This window comes from Ferrimonas balearica DSM 9799, assembly GCF_000148645.1.
GTDB classification, from domain to species: Bacteria; Pseudomonadota; Gammaproteobacteria; order Enterobacterales; family Shewanellaceae; genus Ferrimonas; species Ferrimonas balearica.
The window spans coordinates 2,879,455-2,900,567 of record NC_014541.1 but is presented as its reverse complement, the minus strand read 5'-3'; the positions used below and the strand labels follow the sequence as shown (position 1 = coordinate 2,900,567).

The window sequence follows — 21,113 nt, the reverse complement described above, 5'->3', positions numbered from 1 at the left end:
CCCAAATTTATCCTGCAGCAAAACGGAATCGAGCGATGACCCTAGAGCGTTCTGACCACGTTGTCATTCCTGTGCTCCCACTCAGGGACGTGGTGGTCTACCCCCACATGGTGATCCCTCTCTTTGTGGGTCGAGAAAAGTCAATCCGCTGCCTGGAAGCGGCGATGGAACAGGAGAAGCAGGTTCTGCTGGTGGCCCAGCGCGAGGCCGACCAGGACGATCCCACCGAGGACGACATCTACCAGGTCGGAACCGTCGCTTCCATTCTTCAGTTGCTGAAGCTGCCTGACGGCACCGTTAAGGTGCTGGTGGAAGGTGGCCAGCGTGCTCGCATTGAGCAGATGACGGAGACGGACCCGTTCTTTGTCGCGGAAGCGCAGTTCCTGCCCTCCAAGCCGATGCCTGAGCGTGAAGAGGAGGTGCTGGTACGCACCGCCATCAGCCAGTTTGAAGGCTACATCAAGCTCAACAAGAAGATCCCGCCGGAGGTGCTGACCTCCCTGAACGGCATCGACGAAGCCGCACGCCTGGCTGACACCATGGCGGCGCACATGCCGCTCAAACTGGCCGATAAGCAGGCCGTGGTTGAGATGGTGGATGTGGGCGAGCGACTCGAGTATCTGATGGCGACCATGGAGTCCGAGATCGACATTCTCCAGGTGGAGAAGAAGATCCGCACCCGGGTCAAAAAGCAGATGGAAAAGAGCCAGCGTGAGTACTACCTCAACGAGCAGATGAAGGCGATCCAGAAAGAGCTGGGTGAGCTGGATGACGCGCCGGATGAGTTTGAAGCGCTGAGCAAGAAGATCGACGAAGCCCGCATGCCGACTGAGGCCAAGGAGAAGACCGTCGCAGAGCTGAACAAGCTCAAGATGATGTCGCCGATGTCCGCCGAAGCCACCGTGGTGCGCAGCTACGTTGACTGGATGGTGAGCGTGCCCTGGGCCAAGCGTTCCAAGGTCAAAAAAGACCTGAGCGTGGCCAGCGAGGTGCTGGATGCCGACCACTTTGGCCTGGACAAGGTCAAAGAGCGCATTCTCGAATACCTTGCCGTGCAGGCCCGAGTAAAGCAGCTGAAAGGCCCGATTCTGTGCCTGGTGGGACCGCCGGGTGTGGGTAAAACCTCGCTGGGTCAGTCCATCGCCAAGGCCACCGGCCGTAAGTACGTGCGTATGGCGCTGGGTGGGGTGCGTGATGAAGCGGAGATCCGCGGTCACCGTCGTACCTACATCGGCTCCATGCCGGGCAAGCTGATCCAGAAGATGTCAAAAGTCGGGGTGAAGAACCCGCTGTTCCTGCTCGATGAAATCGACAAGATGAGCTCCGACATGCGTGGCGACCCGTCGTCTGCCCTGCTGGAAGTGCTCGATCCGGAACAGAACAGCGCCTTTAACGACCATTACCTGGAGGTCGATTACGACCTGTCCGACGTGATGTTCGTCGCCACCTCCAACTCCATGGCCATCCCGGGTCCGCTGCTGGACCGTATGGAAGTGATTCGTCTGTCCGGTTACACCGAAGATGAAAAACTGAATATCGCCCTGCAGCACCTGCTGCCCAAGCAGCTGAAGCGCAACGGCGTTAAGCCGGATGAGCTGGTGGTGGAAGAGTCCGCCATTATCGGCATTATTCGTTACTACACCCGTGAAGCCGGTGTGCGTAGCCTGGAGCGCGAGATCTCCAAGATCTGCCGTAAGGCGGTCAAGCAGATCCTGCTGGGTCGGTCCGATAAGCCGGTGGTCGTCAACGGCGATAACCTCAAGGAGTTCCTGGGGGTTCAGCGCTTCGATTACGGCAAAGCGGAAGAGAGCAACCAGATTGGCCAGGTGACCGGTCTGGCGTGGACCGAAGTGGGCGGCGACCTGCTGACCATCGAAACCACCTCGGTTCCGGGCAAGGGCAAGCTCACTTACACCGGTTCACTCGGTGATGTGATGCAGGAGTCCATTCAGGCGGCAATGACCGTAGTGCGTGCCCGAGCTGAGAAGCTGCGGGTGGCGGGTGACTTCTATGAGAAGCGTGATATTCACGTCCACGTGCCGGAAGGGGCGACCCCCAAAGATGGCCCGTCCGCGGGTATTGCCATGTGTACGGCGCTGGTTTCCAGCCTGACCGGTAACCCGGTGCGTGCCGATGTGGCAATGACCGGTGAAATCACGCTGCGCGGCGAAGTTCTGCCTATTGGTGGCCTCAAAGAGAAGTTGTTGGCGGCCCATCGCGGTGGCATTAAACGGGTACTTATTCCGAAAGAAAACGAGCGTGATTTGGAAGAGATTCCGGATAACGTAAAAGCGGATTTGGATATTCGTGCGGTTCGTTGGATTGATGAAGTTCTGAGCCTTGCACTGGAACATCCACCGGAAGGTTTTGAAGTGGTGGAAGCCACAAAATAAGCATCCAATATCATAATGCGCCCTCAGGGGCGCATTTTTTGTCCCAAGATGCTTAAAAAGGGCTTTTCAACGCAAAAATACGTGGTAGTGTAGGGAACTGACGCAACCCAGACCATGCTGCAAACCGCTACAGGACTGGGTTTGAGCCGTATCCAATAAATGGAATATGCTGTCTGTTTAGCGCTTGAACTTCAATTTCAAGCTTGCTATAAAACTTCCGCAGACCGCGCTTTAATGGAACAGGCGGCGGCGCGAATAAATGCATTCAAGGGGATGATATGAACAAGTCTCAACTGATCGATCAAATTGCTTCTGGCGCGGACATTTCTAAAGCAGCTGCTGGCCGTGCTCTGGACTCTTTCATCGACGCCATCACCGCTTCTCTGAAAGACGGTGAGAAAATCTCTCTGGTAGGTTTCGGCACCTTCGAAGTACGTGAGCGTGCTGAGCGTACTGGCCGTAACCCGCAGACTGGCAAGGAAATCAAGATCGCTGCGGCGAAGATTCCTGCCTTTAAAGCCGGTAAGGCGCTGAAAGACGCTGTAAACTAAGTATTGGTTTACGGACTAACGCTCAAGCCCCGGCTTGAGCGTTGTTGTTTGATACGGTAGACGCGCCTTGCCACGGCAGGGGCTCGACCCACTGGTCAGAAATTGACGACTACGGTGTCACGCAATTACAAGCGCATCTTGCAAGGATGCGCTTTTTTTATGACACTGCGAACCATTCCAAAAACCGATTCGAATTAAGAGAAGGTCGATGTTAGAAAAGATCCGTGAAGGCTCACAGGGAGTGGCCGCCAAGATCATCCTTGGGGCAGTGATCCTGTCATTCGCCTTGACCGGCGTATACAGCTATCTGGGCACCAACAGCGAGATGCTGGCTGCCGAGGTCAATGGGGAAGAGATCACCCGCTACGACCTGGACCAGGCGTTCCAGAACGAGCAAGCTCGGATGCGTGCTCAGCTGGGTGAGATGTTTGACAGCCTGTCTGCCGACCCGACCTACATGGCCGGCCTGCGTCAGAGCGTGTTGGACCGTCTGATTGCCGAACGTCTGATCGACCAAAAGGTTGCGGACCTCGGCCTGCGCGTTTCCGATGACCAGATCCAGCAGGCCATCGTGGCCATGCCGGAGTTCCAGGTTGACGGCAAGTTCGATAACGCGCGTTACCAGGCGGTACTGCGCCAGAACAACCTGAGCGGTGTGCAGCTGCGTGACATGCTGCGTCGCGACATGAGCCGTCAGCAGCTGGTCGTTGGCCTGCTGGGCAGCGAGTTCGTGACTGACGCCGAAGCTCAGGCCCTGACTGCTCTGCAGCAGCAAACCCGCGACCTGCGCTACCTGCTGGTTTCCCAAGCCGACTACAACGCCGGCATCGAGGTCAGCGACAGCGAGATTTCCGATTTCTACCAGGCCAACCAAGCCCGCTTCGCCACCCCGGAAGAGGTGTCTGTGGAGTACGTTGAGCTGGCCGTATCTGACCTGGCCGGTGACGTCAGCGTGACCGATGAAGAAGCCAAAGCGTTCTACGACAGCCAGGCCAACGCCTACCAGCAACCGGAGCGCCGTCTGGCCGCTCACATGCTGTTTGAAGGCGATGACGCCCAGGCTCGCGCAGAAGCCGCTCTGGCCCGCGTTCGTGCCGGTGAAGCGTTTGCCGCTGTGGCCGCTGAGGCCTCTGACGATACCTTTACTGCAGAGAACGGCGGTGAGCTGGACTGGATGACCCCGGGTCAGATGGAGCCCGCGTTTGACGCCGCGCTGTTTGCCCTGCAGGAGGGTGAAACCTCTGACGTCATCAAGACTGAGTACGGCTACCAGATCGTCAATGCCAAGAAGATTGAGGCCGCCACCCAGCGCCCGTTCGACGAGGTAAAAGCCAGCATCATCGCCACTCTGCAAGCCGACAAGGCTCAGACTGAGTTCTACGGCCTGCAGCAGAAACTGGCTGATGTCAGCTTCCAGGTGCCGGACAGCCTGGTGGAAACCGCTGAAGCCGTGGGTGGTGAAGTGAAAACCACCGAGATGTTCTCTCGCAACAACGCGCCGGCTCCGATGGACAACCCGCGTGCCCTGGCGGCGGCGTTCTCTGACTCCGTGCTGTTGGATGGCATGAACTCCGAAGTGGTTCAGATCGACAACGGCCACATCCTGGTACTGCGTGTTAAAGCGCACCAGGCGGCAGGGACTGAAACCCTGGAGCAGGTTAAAGAGCGCATTCGTGCCCAGCTCGTGACCGAGAAGGCCAGCGATAAAGCCATGACCGAAGCCGCGGCCATCGAAGCTGCCTGGCAGGCGGGCACTGAGCCGACCGACGTGATTGCGGTTGCTGGTGTGGGCCGCTTCGGCCAGCCTGACCTCGACCCGACCCTGGTGCAGTCTGTCTTCACCATGGCCAAGCCGGTGGACGGTTCCGTATTCAGCCACTTCCGTCTGCCCAGCGGCGACATCGCCATCGTGGCGCTGGACAAAGTGACTGACGGCAGTGCTGAAGCCGAGCTGGTGGGTGCCCTGAAAGGTCGCCTGGCTCAGCAGATGGGCGAAGCGGATTACCGCTCCCTGATCGACAGCCTGCGTGCTGACGCTGAGATCCTGTATCTGGACCGCGCAGAAGCCAACCCGGTGCAGTAAACCGGTAACGGGTAAAACGGCGGCCAGGGTGCCGCCGTTTTTTATGGGCGCAACAGAGCGGTGGTCAGGTCGGATCACCTTGCTTTGGCTTCAAGAATCCCCCTTTTCTGGGTTAACCTTGCGCACAAGCTTTATCTTGCCCGCCATCCGATGGCGCGCAATCGACAGAGGTCCCACTTCCCCGGGGCCGGATTAAGGGAATCAACACATGATCATCAAGCCGAAAATCCGCGGTTTTATCTGCACTACCACCCATCCGGTAGGTTGTGAGAAGAATGTCCGGGATCAAATTGCCTACACCCAGAGCCAGGGCGCCATCGCCAATGCGCCCAAGCGCGTGCTGGTGGTGGGCTCCTCCAGCGGCTACGGTCTGGCTTCCCGCATCGTTTCCGCTTTTGGCGGCGGTGCGGCCACCATCGGTGTGTTCTTTGAAAAACCGGCCTCCGAGAAAAAGCCGGGTACCGCTGGCTGGTATAACGCTGCCGCCTTCGACAAAGCCGCTCACGAAGCGGGCCTGTACGCCAAGAGCATCAATGGTGATGCGTTCTCCCATGATGCCAAGCGTAAAGCGATTGAGCTGATTAAAGCCGACCTGGGTCAGGTTGACCTGGTGGTGTACTCCCTGGCCTCTCCGGTGCGCAAACTGCCGGACAGCGGTGAGCTGGTGCGCTCTTCACTGAAGCCGATGGGTCAGACCTACACCGCCACTGCCGTGGACACCAACAAAGACACCCTGTTTGAAGCCAGCATTGAGCCGGCCACCGAGCAGGAGGTTCAGGACACCGTGACCGTTATGGGCGGCCAGGATTGGGAGCTGTGGGTACAGGCCCTGTCTGAAGCGGGTGTACTGGCCGAGGGTTGCCGTACCGTGGCGTACAGCTACATTGGTACCGAAATCACCTGGCCGATCTACTGGGACGGTGCGCTGGGCGAAGCCAAGAAGGACCTGGACCGTGCGGCGGCCGCGCTGAATGCGCAGCTGTCTGCCATTGGCGGTGGCGCCAACGTGGCGGTACTGAAGTCCGTGGTAACCCAGGCTTCCTCCGCCATTCCGGTGATGCCGCTGTACATTGCCATGGTGTTTAAGAAGATGCGTGAAGAGGGTGTGCACGAGGGCTGTATCGAGCAGATCTACCGCATGTTCAACGAGCGCCTCTACCAGGCCGATGGCAGTGCCATCCCCACCGACGATGACAATCGTCTGCGCCTGGATGACCTGGAGCTTCAGGAGCACATCCAGAGCCACTGTAAGGCCCTGTGGCCGCAGCTGACCAACGAGAACCTGAAGGAGCTGACCGACTACGTCGAGTACAAGGAGGAGTTCCTCAGCCTGTTTGGTTTTGGTCTGGAAGGCATTGATTACGATGCCGACGTTGACCCGGTGGTGCCGTTTGACGTGATCACTCTGGAGGGCTGAGGCCCACCAACAAAAAAAGGGAGCGCTCAGCGCTCCCTTTTTTTTATGGCTTATCGCTCCTGCCGGAACACCTGCTCTTCGAGCAGCCGTTTGGTGTATTCGTGCTGTGGGTCGGCGAACACTTCCCGGGTGGGGCCCTGCTCCACCACTTCACCGGACTTCATCACAATCACCCGGTCGGCCATATGGCGAACCAGCCCCAAGTCGTGAGACATCAAGACGTAGGCCAGGCCGAGGTCTTTCTGCAGCTGCAGCAGCAGATTGATGCACTGGGCCCGAATCGAGGTGTCCAGGCCGGTGAAGGCCTCATCCGCGACGATGATCTTCGGTTCCAGCATCAGGGCCCGGGCGATGGCGATGCGCTGGCGCTGGCCAGGGGCAAGCATATGGGGGTAGAAGTCGGCGTGCTCCCGTAGCAGGCCCACTTTGGTGAGGTTGGCCTCCACGGCAGCGCGGCGCTCCTCGGCGTCCATATCGGTGTTGAAGATCAGCGGTTCTTCCAGCTGCTCACCGATGCGCAGGCGCGGGTTCATCGAGGTGCTGGGATCCTGGAAAATCATCCGGATCAGTCGGCTGCGCTGACGGTAGTTGCGGCTCTCCAGTTCGTGGCCATCCAGCAGGATTTGGCCACCCGTCCGGGTTTGCGCCCCGGTCAGGATCCGGGCCAGGGTGGTGCGGCCAGAACCGGCCTCGCCGACAAACGCCAGAGTCTGGCCCGCCGCCAGATCGAACGAAAGCGGCGACAGGGCGGTGTAGTATTGGCGTCGCCACCAGCTGCCGACCGGAAACCGTTTGTGCAGTTGCCGCACTTCCAATAGCGCGCTCATGGCTGCGGCTCCTTAATGATGGGGTTGAGCGGGTAGTGGCAGCGAAACGCCTGACCCACCTGGGTGCGGATCCGCGGCGGCTGAACGCATTCACGGCGGGCATAGGGGCAGCGTGGCCCCAGGCGGCAGCCAACCGGCAGGTGGTGCATGGGCGGGATGCCTCCGGGCAGGGTCGACAGGGGACTTTTCGCCTCCAGCTTGCTGCGGGTGGTCAGGGCGCTTTGAATCAATGCCTGGGTATAGGGGTGCATCGGTTTTTTCAGCAGCTGCTTGGCCCGACCGGATTCCATCAACTGGCCGCAGTAGAGCACGCTGATCTTGTTGGCCAGACGGGCCACTGAGTCGAGGTCATGGCTGATCAACAGGATGGCCACCCCCCGCAGCTGGTTCAGCTTGGCCAGCAGGCGGTAGATCTGGGCTTGGGTGGCGGTCTCCAGTCCGGTAGTGGGTTCATCGGCAATCAGCAGCCTGGGCTGGTGCGCCAGGGCCATGGCCAGCATCACCTTATGGGCCTGGCCGTCGGTCAGTTCCCAGGGAAAGGCTTTCAATATCTTGCTGTGCTGCTTTACCCCGACTTTGTGCAGTAAGCGGATAGCGTGGGCCCGCTTGGCGGCGCGCTTGCGCCACCACCAGCGTTCGCCTTCCGGTTCCGGCATCGCTTCCAGTAACTGGGTGCCAATGCGGGCAGCGGGGTCGAGACAGGAGGTGGGTTCCTGAAAGATCATGGCGATCTCGCGTCCCATCAGGGCACGACGCTCCGCAGCGGTCATCTCCAGCAGGTTGAGGCCGTTCCAGCTGAGACGGTCAGCCCGGACGTGGGTGCGGCGGTCGGCAATGCCAAGGATCGCCTTGGCCAGCAAGCTCTTACCGGAGCCGGATTCGCCCACCAGACCGTGGATCTCCCCCTCGCCCAGCTTCAGGCTGAAGCGGTCCAGCGCCACCATGCGGCCATGAGGGGTGTCCAGTTCAATGGTGAGGTTACGGATGTCGAGAATTGGCATTACCCACGCTCCTCGGCAATGGCCTGACGCAGGCCATCACCCACCAGGTTGGTGGCCAGCACCGACAGCAGGATGGCCAGCCCCGGCATGGTGACGGTCCAGGGCGCACTGAGCACATTGTCCAGACCCTGATTGACCATGGCACCCCATTCCGCAGAGGGGGCTTGTGCCCCAAGAGCCAGGAAGCCCAGCGCGGCGATGTCGAGGATGGCGTTGGAGAACGCCAGAGTGGTTTGCACCACGATGGCGTCCGTGACGTTGGGCAGAATCACGTAGCGGAACTGCTGCCAGCGGTTGGCGCCGTCCAGCCGTGCGGCCATCACGTACTCTTTTTGCATCTCGTCGTGCACCGCGTTATGGACGGCCCGGATGAACCCCGGTAACAGAGCCAGGCCGACCGCCCAGAAGACGTTGTCCAGCCCTGGCCCCAGCACGGCAGCAATCAGCAGCGCCAGCACCACAGAGGGCAGCGACAGCAGGGCATCAAGCAGGTGGCCCAGTACCGAGGACTTGAGACCCTCGCTCATGCCGGAGAAGGCGCCGATGATGAAACCGGCGGCCAGAGCCACCAACACAATCAGGGCGGCGTAACCGAAGGTCAGATGGGCACCGTGCAGCAGGCGGGAAAAGATGTCCCGGCCCAGGTCATCGGTGCCGAGGAAATACTCCACCGAGCCCTCAGCGTGCCATGAGGGCGGTTTCAGCAGCGCATCGGCGGCCTGGAACTCGGCGTCATAGGGCGCCAGCAGGGGGCCGAATACGGAGATCAGCACCACCAGGGTGAGGCACCACAGCCCCAGCATGGCGGTGGGGCGATTGGCGAAATGTTGCCAGATAAGATGCCAGGGCGAGGGGATCTTATCTTCGTGATAGAGCTGTGGACTAGCCATGGATCTCTTTCCGACTGATGGGGTTAAGGAGCGCCTGGAGGATCTCCATAACAATGCCCAACACAATAATGAACAGCGAAATCACCAGGATGCCGCCCTGAAGGGCGGTGAAGTCCCCCTGGTGCAGTGCGGACAGCACCCAGCCTCCCAGTCCGGGCCAGGAGAAGATCACTTCGACGATGATGGCGGATGAGGCCAATGAGCCAATCTGCAGGCTCAGGGTACGAAACAGCGGTGCCATCGCATTGGGCAGGGCATGGAACAGCACCAGGCGGGCCCGGTGAACGCCCCGCGCGGTCAGGGCGCGGATGTAGTTCTTGTCCATTTCAGCCAGCATGGCGATGCGGATGGTGCGCACGATGATGGTGGTGGGCAGAGTGGCCAGTACCGCCGCCGGCAGGATCAGGTGGTTGACGGCATCCCGCAGCGCGGCCCAGCGCCAGGGGGCGTCGGACATCATGATGTCGAGCAGCACGAAGCCGCTGCGATCCGGCACATCATAGAGCAGGTTAAAGCGGCCTGAGGGCGGCAACCAGTCGAGCTGAATGCCGAAGGTCAGCATCAGCAACAGGCCCAGCCAGAACACCGGCAAAGAGAAACCCAGCAGGGTCAGAGCCCACAGAATTTTGGCCAGCAGACCGCGACGGCTGGCCGCCAGAATGCCAAAGGGAATGCCCACCAGCAGGGCCATCATCATGGCGACGGCGGCCAGTTCCAGTGATGCCGGGAGGTAAGTGCGTACTTGCTCCATCACCGGTTCGCCGGTACTCAGTGAGTAGCCAAGGTCGCCGGCCAGTCGGTGCTGCACATAAGCCAGGTAGCCGGACAGGGTGGACTGATCCAGGCGGTAGCGGTGGATCACCTCGGCCTCTTCGGCCAGGGTGGGTTCCTGAATGCCACTGAGGTTGCTGATCGGGTCACCGGGCATGGCGAGGGTGGCCGCATACAGCAGCCCCAACAACACCAGGGTGGTCAGCACCAGCAGATTAAGGCGGCGTAACAGATAGGTGTACATCTAGGGTTCCTTGACCACGGCGGAAAAATCGATGCCGCCGGTGGTGTGCAACATGGGGCCTTGCCAGGCGCGCTGACGGCCCAGGGTGCGGCTGGCGTGTGCCAGCGGGAACAGGGGCAGCTCCTGACGCAGGATCCGCTCCAGCTCCCGGTAAAGCGCTTGTCGGGTTTGTGGGTCATTGCTCTGGCGCGCTTCGCGCATCAGGGCATCGAACTCCCCATTGCACCAGCGGGCGCGGTTCGATCCGAACACCAGCGCTTCGCAACTGAGCAGTGGGGTGAAAAAGTTATCCGGGTCGTAGGTGTCGGCGCTCCAGCCAATCAGCACCGAATCGTACTCGGCATATTCCAGCCGATTCACAAAGACCGCCCAGTCGTAACTGACAATGGTGCTGTTGACGCCAATTTTGGCCAGGTCCTGCTGGATAAGCTCAGCGGTCTTAATGGGGTTGGGATTGTATATCCGCCCCACCGGCATCGCCCAGATGGTGATCTCAAGTTGTTCAACCCCCACCTGTTGCAGCAGCAGCCGCGCTTTGTCCGGATTGTACTCCGGCAGGGCATTGTCGGCGTCATAGGCCCAGGAGATGGGGGGCAGCAAACCGTGGCTGGCCACAGCGGTATTGTGATACACCGCCGCCAGGATACGGCGCTGGTCCACCGCCAGTGACAGTGCGCGGCGCACCAGGGGATTGTCCAGCGGCGGTTTCTGGGTGTTGAACGCCCAGTAGGCCACGTTCAGGCCGGGCCGGGTATCCACCGCCAGGTCGTCCTGTTGCTGAATCACCGACAATTCACTGATCTGAGGCAGGGCAGCCACGTCGCAGTCGCCCCCAATCAACTTGATCAGCCGACTGGTGCTGTGTGGGGTAATGTCATAGACCAGCCGCTCCAGCGCGACCGGCCCGGCCCAGTACTGGTCATGACGCTGGTAACGAATGTAGTGCTGGCGCTGGTAGCCGGTCAGTTTAAACGGGCCGGTACCGACCGGCTCCAGATCGATGCGTTCCGGCATCTGCTCGGCCAGCAGATAACCGCCGTATTCGGCGGACAGGATCACCGCAAAGTCGGTGGCCAGTTCCGACAGGAAGCTGGCGCTGGCGTAGTTCAGCTCGAACACCACCAGATGGTCATCGAGCTTGCGGACGGTTTTTATCTGCTTGGTCAGCCCGGCACTCTGGAAGTAGGGGTAACGGCCGCCACCCACGCCGTGGAAGGGGTGGTTAACGTCCAGCACACGGGCAAAGCTGAAAACCACATCATCGGCATTCATCTCCCTGCTGGGCTGGAATCGATCGGTGTGATGAAACGGCACTCCCCGGCGCAGGGTGAAGCGCACCTCGAGGCCATCGTCACTGACCTGCCAGGCGGTGGCGAGGTCAGGGACCAGGGTCTCGGTGTTGGGGTCAAACCGCAGCAAGCGGTTGTAGAGTTGCTTGGCACTGGCGTCGATGCTGGTGCCGGAGGTGGTGAGTTGGGGGTTGAAGCTGTCCGGGTCGCCCTCGGAACAATACACCAACCCCGCCGGGGGTTCACTGGCCCCGCCGCAGCCGGTCAGCCACCCCAGGGTGGCACACAATGCCACCAACAGCCGTAATTTTGCCATGATTTCAGTTCACAACGCCGCGATCTGCGTAGTCTAGCAAGGCACCAGATCGGGCTCAAATATCATTACCCAGAAGGTCATACTTTTTCAGTATGCCGCGTAACTGGTGATAGGTCAGGCCCAACAGCTCGGCGGTTTTCTTCTGGTTGTACTGGCTCTGCACCAGTGCCTGCTTAAGAATGCCGATTTCGAAGCTCTGGCAGGTCTGCTTGAAATCCAGCGGCAGGCTGGGCAGGCCATTGTTGTGGCTGGCGGTTTGGGTGGCCTCCGGCTGCGGGCTGACCGGGGTACTGGGCTCCGCCGGACGCTGGTCCCGGGTGCGGACGGACTGGCCGGGACGCCACGGGGAATCAAAGGGATCGAGTACGATGTCGTGCAACGGCAACTGGGCGTTATTGTGTCGGTAGACACTGCGCTCAACGGTGTTCTTCAGTTCACGGATGTTGCCGGGCCAGTGGTAGTCCAACAGGGTACGGCGGGCCTTTTCAGTAAAACCGGAGAACAGCTCCAGTTCGAGCTGACGGGTCATCTGGATGGCGAAGTGCTCCGCCAACAGCAACACATCTTCCGGGCGCTCACGCAGCGGCGGCAGGGTGATCACGTCAAAGGCGAGACGGTCGAGCAGGTCCGCGCGGAACTCGCCACGTTCGGCCAGGGCCGGCAGGTCTTCGTTGGTGGCGCAGACAAGCCGGACGTCGGCCCGGACAGTGCGGCTGCCGCCCACCCGCTCAAACTCCCCGTACTCAATAACGCGCAGCAGTTTCTCCTGCACCAGCCCAGAGGTGTTGGCCAGCTCATCCAGAAACAGGGTACCTTTATCCGCACGCTCAAAGCGGCCCTCATGACGCTTGCTGGCGCCGGTAAACGCCCCGGATTCGTGACCAAAAAGCTCACTCTCCAGCAGGTTTTCATTCAGGGCCGCACAGTTGAGCTTAAGGTAGGGCTGGTCCCAGCGGCTGGAGAGGAAGTGCAGGCGTTCGGCAATCAGCTCTTTACCTGTACCGCGCTCTCCGATGATCAGGACGGGCTTATTGAGAGGCGCCACTTTGGACACGTGGTCGAGCACTTCGTGAAAGCTGACAGACTGACCAATCAGATTGTCGTGTTGGCGTTGTGTTGGCATCGGTCCCTGATGTAGTGATTTTGGCTAATAGTTGGTGATTTCCATAATAGGGCTGGGGTGACCAAAAATAAACCTCTTGTTAAAATCCTTTTAAAATAATAAGTTACAGCAATATTTCAGATTGGCACGGAAACTGATTGTTGTTAGCCCGAGGGCATATCAACAATTGAGGAAACACATTATGGGTATTTTTTCTCGCTTTGCTGACATCGTGAATTCCAACCTCAGTGCTTTGCTGGACAAGGCCGAGGATCCGGAAAAGATGGTGCGTCTTATCATCCAGGAGATGGAAGATACACTGGTAGAAGTGCGTTCCACCTCAGCCAAGGTATTGGCGGAGAAGAAAGAGATGCTCCGTCGCGTCGAGCGCGCCGAGCGTCAGGTGGAAGAGTGGCAGGCTAAAGCCGAACTGGCGCTGGACAAGTCCCGCGAAGACCTGGCCAAAGCGGCACTGGTTGAGAAGCAGAAGGCCGGTGAACTGGTTGACGCGCTGAAGCATGAGCTGATCAACATCGAGGAGCAGATTGAGCGCCTTAAGGAAGAGATTGGTCAGCTGCAGGAGAAACTGAACGACGCCCGCGCCCGTCAGAAGACCATCATCATGCGCAAGCAGACCGCGTCTTCCCGTCTGGATGTGAAGCGTCAACTGGACTCCTCCAAAATCGATCAGGCGATGAACAAATTCGAGCAGTACGAGCGTCGCATTGAAGGTCTGGAAGCCGAAGTGGAATCCTATGACCTGGGCCAGGCCCGTACGCTGGAAGACGAGTTTGCTGCCCTGGAAGCCGAAGATAAGGTGAACCAGGAGCTGGAAGCCATGAAGAAAAAGATGGCGAAGAAGAAAGCCTGAGCGACGATTGAGAATAGGGGGATCCGACCATGGAAGAACTGATTGGACTGTTGGTAGCGCCGCTGATTATCTTCATGTTCCTGGTAGCGCCAATCTGGCTGATCTTGCATTACCGCAGTAAGCGCCAGATCAGCCAGGGCCTGACCGAAGAGGAGTATCAGCAACTGAATGGCCTGCTGCAACGGGCCGATAAAATGGCGGATCGTATCGAGACTCTGGAGCGGATTCTAGATGCGGAATCGCCGGAATGGAGGAGTAAGCATGAGCACGAACGGTAAAAAAGAGCTGTATCGTATTCCGGAGCAGGGCAAGGTTGCTGGCGTCTGCGCCGGTCTGGCCGAGTACTTTAATCTGGAGGTATGGCTGGTTCGCATCGTGGTGCTCTCCGCCATCATCCTGACCGGTGTCTTCAGTTTCGCCCTGTTGCTTTACATCGTGGCTTGGGTACTGTTGGACAAGAAGCCACCCGCGCATGGCCGCCACGCTGAGTTAAAGACCAAGGTGTGGCAGGCGGGAGATTCACCCCGCCAGGCAATCCGGGAGATCAGTACCCGGTTCCGCTCTCTCGAATTGCGGTTGCGGGCCCTGGAGCAGCACGTCACGTCAGACTCCTACAGCCTTAAACGCGAAATTGATAACCTCAAGTAAGCCCTCCACGGGCGTCCCCAGCGGACGCCCGTTGCCGTTATAGCGAGTCACTCAGTGTCCCGAGCCTCCGTTACCGTAAAACCCCGCCTTAAAGCCCTTGGCCAGCAACTGGAAGAGTGGGCCCATCGCGGTCTGGACCAGCACCTTCGGGTCGGCATTACCGGCCTCAGTGGGGCCGGTAAAACCGCGTTCATCACGGCGCTTGTCCATCAGTTGCTCAATGCCGAGCGCGATCACCTGCCGATGTGGGAGGTGCTGGCACAGGGCCGCTGGCTGGGTGCCCAGCGGGCGCGCCAGCCGGATTTGACCCTGGCCCCCTTTGATTACGATGCCGCCATGAGCTGCCTGCTGGCAGAGTCGCCAAGCTGGCCCCCTTCAACCCGTGGCATCAGCGAAATTCGCCTGGCGCTGCGCTATCGCCCCGGTCGGGGCTTGCGCCGCCAGTTTAAGGAGAGTGTCACCCTCTACCTCGACCTGGTGGACTATCCCGGCGAGTGGCTGCTGGACCTGCCGATGCTGGCACAGGATTACGACCAGTGGAGCGAGCAGGCGTGGGCGCGCCTGACTCACCCCACCTGGCGGCAAAGCAGTGAAGCCTGGTGCGAGAAGGTTCGAGGCTTGAGCAGCAGCGATGACGCCGACGTGGCCCGCTGCGCCGAACATTATGGCCAGCTGCTCGGGCAGCTGAGACAACAAGGGGCCACCCTGTTGCAGCCGGGACGTGCACTGCTGCCCGGCGAGTTGGCGGGCACCCCGGTGCTGGCGTTTTTCCCGCTGCCGCCGGAGTGTGATAACGAAGCGCTGCGGGCGCTGATGACCGAACGGTTCGACGCCTACTGTGAACAGGTGGTGAAACCGTTCTACCGCCACCACTTTGCCCGCTTTGATCGCCAGGTGGTGCTGGTGGATTGCCTTACCCCGCTGAACCAGGGGCGGGCCCCGGTTGAGCAGATGGGCATGGCCCTGAAAGGGGTGTTGGACAGTTTCCGCTATGGCCCTGGCTCGCTGCTTCGGCGCTTGTTCAAACCGCAGATCGACAAGTTGCTGTTCGCGGCCACCAAGGCCGACCATGTCAGCGTCGACCAGCATCCCAATCTGCTGAAGTTGACCCAAAGCCTGATGGGAGACGCCCAACGGCAGATCCGCTTTGCCGGCGGTGAGGTGGAAACCATGGTGCTCAGCGCGGTGCGCGCCAGTGAGCAGGGCCAGGTGGACGATGGGCGCGGCCCGATCCCGGTGATTCGGGGGCATCGATTGGATGGTCAGCCGTTGATGCGTTTCCCCGGTGAAGTGCCCGGCGCCCTGCCTCCGGCTGAGTTCTGGCAGGGACAGGGTTTTGATTTTGTGCCCTTGGCGCCGCCCAAGGGCACGCTGCCGCTGCCCCATATGCGGATGGACCATCTGCTGCAGTGGCTGCTTGGAGACAAACTGCGATGAGTGCCATTAAACCCGCCAAAGAGTTTGAAGCTGAGAACACCCCCCTCAGTCCGGAGCTGAAACCGGCTCAGGAGTGGGATGAATCGGCCTGGCAGGCGATGACGCCGCCGCCAGAACCTATGCCGCGCCCTCGGGCACGACGCTGGGGCAGCCTGGCGCTGGGCCTGCTGGCCACCCTGTTGCTGGTGGAGGGGGGAATTACGCTGTGGGACAGCTGGCAGCGCAGCCCGTTGCTGTTTGGCTTGTACGCCACCACCTTTGCGGTGGCTGGTGGCTGGCTGCTTCGGGGATTGTGGCGGGAGTGGCGTCGTCTGGCTCAGCTGAAACAGGCTGAGGCGTTGCGCCATACCGGAGAGCGCCTGGCCGACAGTCAGCAGCAGGGGGAAGCCCCGCAGGTGCTGGCAGAACTGCACCGCCGTTTGCCTGCCAGTTTTGCGCCCCAGTGGCAGCAGTTTGAACAGCAGCGCCAGGCCCATCACAGCGATGCGGAGCAGCTGCGTCTGTACGAGATGACGGTACTGTCGGCTCAGGACGAGCAGGCTCAGGCCTGCATCTACCGCTACTCCGCGCAAGCCAGCCTGTTGCTGGCAGCCAGCCCGATGGCCGCGCTGGATATGGCGCTGATGCTGTGGCGCAATCAGGCGATGCTGGATGAAGTGGCACGGATCTACGGCATTGAGCCCGGTTATTGGGGGCGCGTCCGCCTGGTGCGGATGATCCTGCAGAACCTGCTCTATGCCGGTGGCAGTGAACTGGCGGTGGACCTCGGCACCCAGATGTTGTCAGCGGAGCTCACCGGCAAGTTGTCGGCCCGGGTGGCACAGGGGCTGGGGGCCGGTTTGCTGACGGCGCGGCTGGGCTATGCCGCCACCGCACAATGTCGTCCGTTGCCCTATCAGGCCCGGCAGCGGCCCTCTCTGGTGCACGTGCAGTCGCGACTGCTTAAGGAGCTGACCAAACTCTCCAGCGATGCACTGGCTTCGGTGCGGGAGAAGGCCAGCCGCGGCGACAAGGTTAAGATGTAACCGATAATTTACAGGGTGAGCGAAATGTGATCGCCATCACGCCGCTGGCTTCTCCCGGTCTGCGTATAAGGTAGACCAACAGGATCCGTCCCTTTAACAACAAACAACGACGGACCAAGCATCAAGGGGAGTTAGCAACATGGCTGCGTTTAAGCACCAAGGCACCTGCGTGATCCATGGCGGTCACCACCGGGCCGAACCCGGGAGTCTGGCCACACCACTTTATCAATCCGCCACCTTCGTATTTCCTGATTGCGAGCGTGGCGGCGCCCGTTTTGCCGGCGAGGAGTCCGGCCCCATCTACACCCGTCTGGGCAACCCGACCACTGATGAGTTTGAGCGCCGCATGGCCCTGCTCGAAGGCGCCGAAGATGCGGTGGCATTTGGCAGTGGCATGGGCGCCGTTTCCGGTGCCCTGTTAAGCCAGTTGTCCGCCGGTGACCACCTGGTTGCGGCCATCGGGTTGTATGGCTGTACCCACGCCTTTATCACTGAGCAACTGCCGCGATTTGGCGTTGAAAGTGACTCAGTGGACTTTGCTGATCTCGATGCGTTGGAAGCGGCGATTCGGCCCAACACCAAAGTGTTGTATCTGGAGACCCCGGTGAATCCCCATCTGGCGGTCTATGACCTGGACGCCATTGTGACGCTGGCCCGGCGCAAAGGGTTGGTGACCATTGTCGACAACACCTTTATGACGCCGCTGCTGCAACAACCGCTTCGCCATGGCGTCGATATTGTCCTGCACAGTGCCACCAAGTACCTCAATGGCCACGGTGACGTGATCGCCGGTGTGGTGTGTGGGTCTGCCGAACAGATGGCACCGGTGCGGATGGCCATCCGCAAAGATTTTGGCGCCGTGTTGTCACCCCACGATGCCTGGCTGATTCTGCGCGGGCTGAAGACGCTGGCGCTGAGGATGGAGCGTCACAGCGATAACGCCATGGCAGTGGCGCACTTCCTTGAGGCACAGCCTCAGGTGGCGCGGGTTCACTATCCTGGGTTACCCAGCCATCCCGGCCACCGCCTGCTGGGGCGGCAGATGCGCGCCGCGGGCGGCGTACTGGCCCTGGAACTGCACGGCGGCTTTGACACCGCAGTGCGCTTTGTTAACCAACTCCGGCTGTTCAGCATCGCGGTCAGTTTGGGGGATGCGGAATCGCTGGTGCAGCATCCCGCCTCCATGACCCACAGCCCCTACACTCCCGAAGACCGGGCGGCTGCGGGCATCAGCGACAGCATGGTACGGTTGGCAGTGGGACTGGAGCATATTGAGGATATCCTGGCGGATCTGAAGCAGGCACTGGCAGCCTGTGCAGAGGCCGGTGAAACGGCGCCTTTGGCCGGGGAGGAGCAGCAATGAAAGGGACCCAATACCAGGCTCGCCAACCGGATGAGCAGGGTTTTATCCACTACAGCGATGAGGAGCATCGCATCTGGGCCGAGCTGGTAGAGCGCCAGTTGGCGTGCATTCAGGGCAAGGCCTGCGATGAGTTTATGGCGGGTTTAGCGGCGCTGGACCTCCCGCGCAACCGCATTCCGCAGCTGGCGGAGGTGGATGCGGTACTGGAAGCGGCCACCGGCTGGCGCACCGCCCAGGTGCCGGCGCTGATCTCCTTTGAGCGTTTCTTCGAACTGCTGGCCAGCAAGCAGTTTCCGGTGGCCACCTTTATCCGCACTCGCGAGGAGTTTGATTACCTGCAGGAACCGGACATCTTTCACGAGATTTTCGGCCACTGTCCGCTGCTGACCAACCCCGCGTTTGCCCACTTCACCCACACCTACGGCAAGCTGGGGCTGGCGGCCAGCCCTAAAGAGCGGGTCTACCTGGCCAGGCTGTACTGGTTTACCGTGGAGTTTGGTCTGGTGAACACAGCGAAGGGCAAGCGCATCTATGGCGGCGGCATCCTTTCCAGTCCGGGTGAAACCCTTTATGCGTTGTCCGGCGAGCCTGAGCATCAGCCAATGGCGGTGCTGGACGCCATGCGCACCCCATATCGCATCGACATCATGCAACCCATCTATTATGTGCTGAACAACATTGATGATCTGTTCGCGCTGTCGGAACTGGACCTGATGGCACTGGTTCACGAGGCGATGGCGTTGGGTCTGTTCGAGCCGAAATTTCCCCCAAAATCACAAGCAAGCTAAGGAATAGCCATGACTGAATTGAGCCAACAAACCTGTGAAGCCTGCCAGGCCGGTGCCCCGAAGGTGAGCGATGACGAGCTGGCCAGCCTGATGAAGCAACTGCCGGACTGGTCTGCCCCGGTTCGTGATGGTGTGCTGCAGCTGGAGCGGGTCTACAAGTTCAAAAACTTCAAACAGGCCTGGGCCTTTGCCAACCAGGTGGCAGAGCTGGCGGAAGCGGAGTTTCACCACCCCGGCATCCTGCTGGAGTGGGGCAAAGTCACCGTAACCTGGTGGACCCACGCCATCGGTGGCCTGCATAAAAACGACTTCATTATGGCGGCCAAAACCGACGCCCTGCAAAACGACTGAATCGGCCCTGTCGCCCATAAGCCCGCCACTCTGGCGGGCTTTCTTTTACCTTACAAATGCCGTGGCAGGGCGGCCATTTTACAGTATGATCAGCCCATCCCGACCAAGATAACGGAACTATAACAACAGGAAGGGCAAGTAATGCGATTACAAGTCAGCTGTGAGGATCGTATCGGGCTCGCTCGTGAAATCCTCGAAGTGCTGGAAAAGCAAAATATCAATATCAACGCCATCGATGCGGGCAGCGCCGGGTACGTGTTTTTGCAGATCCCCGCCCCCAGTTTCGAGGAGTTGCAGATCCTGATGCCGATGATCCGCAAGATCCCCGGCGTGACCGACGTTAAGACCGTTCCCTTTATGCCGTCTGAGCGGGAGCACTACGCCATGGAGGCGTTGCTGCGGACCCTGCCTGACCCCATCTTTGCCATCGACCTCAAAGGCCGCATCAGCATGGCCAATGACTCCATCCTGTCGCTGCTGGGCCTGCCCCGTGAGCAGGTGATGGAGGAGCCGGTCAGCAACTGGATCCAGGGCTTCTCATTCCTGCGCTGGCTGGGGCTGGACGAGGTGTTACCCCAGGCAACCCGCGTGTCCGTTCAGGGCAACCAGTACCTGGCGGAAATCCTTCCCATTGACCTGCCCGATGAAGAGGGTACCAGCATTCTGGCCGGTGCCATGGTGCTGCTGAAATCACCGGCCCGGGTCGGTAAACAGTTTAATGCGCTGCGTGACCAGATCAGCGGTTTCGACACCCTGCTGGCGGAGAGCGACAAGATGCGCGCCCTGCTAGCGGAAGCGCGCCGCATGGCGCAACTGGAAGCGCCGTTGCTGGTGACCGGCGAAACCGGCACCGGCAAAGAGCTGCTGGCTCGCGCCTGCCATGAAGCCAGCCTGCGCCAGGACAAGAGTTTTGTGGTGATCAACTGCGCTTCACTGCCTGACAGCGTGGCGGAGAGCGAACTGTTCGGTCTGTGCAAATCTCCCGGCGAGGTGGTGAAGCGCGGCGTGATTGAGCAGGCGGACGGCGGCACCGTATTCCTCGACGAAGTGGCGGACATGAGTCCGCAACTTCAGGTCAAGTTGTTGCGCCTGATCCAGGACGGCTGTTTCCGGCGGGTGGGTGACGACACTGAGATCCGCGTGGATCTGCGGGTGATCTGCGCCAGTCAGCGGGATCTGTCTGAACTGTGCCAGCGTGGCGATTTCCGTGAAGACCTCTACTACCGCATCAACGTGCTCAACCTGCACCTGCCACCGCTGCGTGAACGCAAGGCGGACATCGTGCCGCTGGCGGAGCTGTTTCTGGAGCACTACAGCCAGCAGTTGGCGAGTCCGTTGCGACAGCTCTCAGCCGAGTGCCGCGAGTTTATGAAGAACTACGCCTGGCCTGGCAATGTCCGTCAGCTGAAAAATGCCATTTTCCGGGCGGTATCGATGGCGGACGAGCGGGGCGATCTCACCCCGGAACAGCTGCGTTTGCCCTCCTGGACCGAAGGCTTCGGCTATTTTGACCAGGAGTTTGAAGGCACGCTGGATGAAGCGGTGAAGCAGTTTGAAGCCAGTCTGTTGCGTCGTCTGTATCCGGCTTATCCGTCCACCCGGCAGTTGGCCCGCAAGCTGGGGGTGTCTCACACCGCCATCGCCAACAAGTTGCGTGAGCACGGCATCGGAAAAACTCGAAAGTAATATAACTTCATGAAATAAAAGGGGATGTCATCCATTGTAAAGCATGGGTGACATCCCCTT

Annotated in this window: 19 protein-coding genes; 13 read left to right on the top strand and 6 right to left on the bottom strand. The window is 60.1% G+C overall.

Annotated elements, in window-relative coordinates:
• The first annotated feature begins 35 nt into the window (after positions 1–35).
• From lon to fabV, 4 genes are all read left to right on the top strand, one after another.
• Positions 36–2,393, top strand: coding sequence for an endopeptidase La (gene lon, locus FBAL_RS13340; protein WP_013346104.1), 2,358 nt, complete (start codon positions 36–38; stop codon positions 2,391–2,393).
• Positions 2,394–2,656: 263 nt separating this feature from the next.
• On the top strand, positions 2,657–2,944 hold the full coding sequence (gene hupB / locus FBAL_RS13335; RefSeq protein ID WP_280963997.1) for a nucleoid-associated protein HU-beta: 288 nt from the start codon (positions 2,657–2,659) through the stop codon (positions 2,942–2,944).
• Positions 2,945–3,152: 208 nt separating this feature from the next.
• Entirely contained in the window at positions 3,153–5,027 is a 1,875-nt protein-coding gene (locus FBAL_RS13330) for a SurA N-terminal domain-containing protein (RefSeq protein WP_013346102.1), read from the top strand.
• Positions 5,028–5,235: 208 nt separating this feature from the next.
• The gene (gene fabV, locus FBAL_RS13325) at positions 5,236–6,444 is read left to right on the top strand and encodes an enoyl-ACP reductase FabV (protein WP_013346101.1); all 1,209 of its coding nucleotides are present in this window, start codon (positions 5,236–5,238) and stop codon (positions 6,442–6,444) included.
• Between the two features lie 50 nt (positions 6,445–6,494).
• On the opposite strand, the gene FBAL_RS13320 is transcribed toward fabV, so the two are convergent.
• The 6 genes from FBAL_RS13320 to pspF are packed head-to-tail and all read right to left on the bottom strand — an operon-like array spanning position 6,495 to position 12,905.
• On the bottom strand, positions 6,495–7,271 hold the full coding sequence (locus tag FBAL_RS13320; RefSeq protein WP_013346100.1) for a peptide ABC transporter ATP-binding protein: 777 nt from the start codon (positions 7,269–7,271) through the stop codon (positions 6,495–6,497).
• The gene (locus tag FBAL_RS13315; RefSeq protein WP_013346099.1) at positions 7,268–8,272 is read right to left on the bottom strand and encodes a peptide ABC transporter ATP-binding protein; all 1,005 of its coding nucleotides are present in this window, start codon (positions 8,270–8,272) and stop codon (positions 7,268–7,270) included. The genes FBAL_RS13320 and FBAL_RS13315 overlap by 4 nt, the downstream gene beginning before the upstream one ends.
• Positions 8,272–9,162: an ABC transporter permease subunit gene (locus FBAL_RS13310; protein WP_013346098.1), complete on the bottom strand. Its 891-nt coding sequence runs from the start codon at positions 9,160–9,162 to the stop codon at positions 8,272–8,274. The genes FBAL_RS13315 and FBAL_RS13310 overlap by 1 nt, the downstream gene beginning before the upstream one ends.
• Positions 9,155–10,177: an ABC transporter permease gene (locus tag FBAL_RS13305; RefSeq protein ID WP_013346097.1), complete on the bottom strand. Its 1,023-nt coding sequence runs from the start codon at positions 10,175–10,177 to the stop codon at positions 9,155–9,157. Before FBAL_RS13305 ends, FBAL_RS13310 begins: the two co-directional genes overlap by 8 nt.
• Positions 10,178–11,782 (bottom strand): ABC transporter substrate-binding protein, encoded by a 1,605-nt coding sequence (locus FBAL_RS13300; protein WP_013346096.1) that lies wholly within the window; start codon positions 11,780–11,782, stop codon positions 10,178–10,180.
• 55 nt (positions 11,783–11,837) lie between these two features.
• Positions 11,838–12,905 (bottom strand): phage shock protein operon transcriptional activator, encoded by a 1,068-nt coding sequence (gene pspF / locus FBAL_RS13295; RefSeq protein WP_013346095.1) that lies wholly within the window; start codon positions 12,903–12,905, stop codon positions 11,838–11,840.
• A 181-nt stretch (positions 12,906–13,086) separates the two neighbouring features.
• Between pspF and pspA the strand changes: the two genes are divergently transcribed.
• From pspA to tyrR, 9 genes are all read left to right on the top strand, one after another.
• Positions 13,087–13,755 carry a phage shock protein PspA gene (pspA, locus tag FBAL_RS13290; RefSeq protein WP_013346094.1) on the top strand — a complete coding sequence of 223 codons (669 nt, stop codon included), beginning with the start codon at positions 13,087–13,089 and terminating at the stop codon, positions 13,753–13,755.
• 29 nt (positions 13,756–13,784) lie between these two features.
• Entirely contained in the window at positions 13,785–14,033 is a 249-nt protein-coding gene (pspB, locus tag FBAL_RS13285) for an envelope stress response membrane protein PspB (protein ID WP_013346093.1), read from the top strand.
• A complete protein-coding gene (gene pspC / locus FBAL_RS13280; protein ID WP_013346092.1) occupies positions 14,017–14,403 on the top strand; it encodes an envelope stress response membrane protein PspC in 387 nt (128 codons plus the stop codon). The genes pspB and pspC overlap by 17 nt, the downstream gene beginning before the upstream one ends.
• 54 nt (positions 14,404–14,457) lie before the next feature.
• Positions 14,458–15,840 carry a YcjX family GTP-binding protein gene (locus FBAL_RS13275; protein WP_013346091.1) on the top strand — a complete coding sequence of 461 codons (1,383 nt, stop codon included), beginning with the start codon at positions 14,458–14,460 and terminating at the stop codon, positions 15,838–15,840.
• Entirely contained in the window at positions 15,837–16,865 is a 1,029-nt protein-coding gene (locus FBAL_RS13270; protein WP_013346090.1) for a TIGR01620 family protein, read from the top strand. Before FBAL_RS13275 ends, FBAL_RS13270 begins: the two co-directional genes overlap by 4 nt.
• 139 nt (positions 16,866–17,004) lie before the next feature.
• Positions 17,005–18,228, top strand: coding sequence for a trans-sulfuration enzyme family protein (locus FBAL_RS13265; protein WP_013346089.1), 1,224 nt, complete (start codon positions 17,005–17,007; stop codon positions 18,226–18,228).
• Positions 18,225–19,016, top strand: coding sequence for a phenylalanine 4-monooxygenase (gene phhA / locus FBAL_RS13260; protein WP_013346088.1), 792 nt, complete (start codon positions 18,225–18,227; stop codon positions 19,014–19,016). The genes FBAL_RS13265 and phhA overlap by 4 nt, the downstream gene beginning before the upstream one ends.
• Before the next feature lie 9 nt (positions 19,017–19,025).
• Positions 19,026–19,367: a 4a-hydroxytetrahydrobiopterin dehydratase gene (locus tag FBAL_RS13255; RefSeq protein ID WP_013346087.1), complete on the top strand. Its 342-nt coding sequence runs from the start codon at positions 19,026–19,028 to the stop codon at positions 19,365–19,367.
• Between the two features lie 141 nt (positions 19,368–19,508).
• Entirely contained in the window at positions 19,509–21,053 is a 1,545-nt protein-coding gene (gene tyrR / locus FBAL_RS13250; RefSeq protein WP_013346086.1) for a transcriptional regulator TyrR, read from the top strand.
• Positions 21,054–21,113: the final 60 nt, after the last annotated feature.